We start from the raw sequence: 1,176 nt of genomic DNA, 5'->3' as shown, positions 1-1,176 counted from the left end.
GCGGGTGCGGGATCGTGTGGGGGCGGCCCGTTCTCGGCCCGGCGTCGGCGGTGGGATATCGATGGTGCCGAGGTCGGCGGTGGCCACGGTGAACTGCGGGAAGAACAGTGCGCCCTCGGGTTTGGTGGTGTAGACCCGCCCGTTGGGGGCGGTGAGGGTGATGGTGCCGTCGGGGTGTTGTTGGTCGTTCCAGCCGCCGGGCCCGCAGTGGAATGTCTTGATTAGGTGGTGGATTCGGCAGTACAGCTTGGTGTTCGACGGATGCGTCGGACCGTATGGCCAGGGTGTGGTGTGGTCGATATCGCAGTGCCCCACCGCCATGGTGCATCCGGGCCAGCGGCACGTCAGGTCGCGGCAGCCGACGAAATCAGCCAGCCCGCGCGACGGGTGATAGCCGGGTGCGATACCCAGGGCGGTGGCGTCGGGGACGGGTCGGATCCGGGCCGCAGGTAGTAGGTCGGCCAGTTGCTCGACGGTGATCGGCCCGTACCCGGGGATCAACGCGCGAGCCGGTGTCTTCGCCGGTGCAACCGAATCCTCGGACGCGCCGCGACGTTCGGCCATCCTGATCTGCTTCTCGGTGGCCGTGGTGCCGGCTGCCGCTGCGACGCGTTCGGCTCCTGCGGCGGCCACCGTGTCACGCTCGGCGAGCACGTGAACAATGAACTGGCCGCTCGGCACCTCGTTGCCTGCTGCCGGGCAGTCTTGGCGTCCGCACAGACACGCGATACTGGTGGCCCGCAGCGCCAGGGCGTCGAGGGCGTCGGCGCGGCGTTGGGCGTGGGTGCGTGGATCGTGCGGGCACACGGTGCGCGCCAACGCCTGCACACTCTGGTCGAAGATCGCCCCTTTGGCGGCGTCGACGAGTCCGTGGATTTCGACCATCCCGTCCCCGACCGGTTCGACATTGAGGTGACGGCGCCGCCGGGTTTCCCGGGCCCGACGCACCGCCACGGGGTCGATCTCGATGATCATCCAGTCGATCAGTTCGGCGATCCGTTCATCCGACAGTGCGTTCCATGAGGGTGCGGCCGCGGCGAGCTGGGTGTCGATGACGGCCGTGATGTCGGGGTCGGTGATCAACGCGCACCGGTGCAGGATGACCCGCAGCACCCGCAGGTCCACCCCGCCCCCGGCGAAGACCTGGGCGAAGACCGGGAGCCGGGTGAGCAGGTC

General features: G+C 69.1%; 1 protein-coding gene. It reads right to left on the bottom strand.

Annotation, left to right across the window (positions count from 1 at the left end; genetic code table 11):
* A partial coding sequence (locus IC40_RS0126290) for an HNH endonuclease signature motif containing protein (protein ID WP_030137632.1) occupies positions 1-1,176 on the bottom strand: 1,176 nt, incomplete at both ends.

Origin of the sequence: Mycolicibacterium neoaurum ATCC 25795, from assembly GCF_000691525.1 — a bacterium.
In the GTDB taxonomy this organism is placed as follows: domain Bacteria; phylum Actinomycetota; class Actinomycetes; order Mycobacteriales; family Mycobacteriaceae; genus Mycobacterium; species Mycobacterium neoaurum.
Note: the sequence above shows the minus strand (reverse complement) of the source record. Positions and strands in the feature narration are given on the sequence as shown.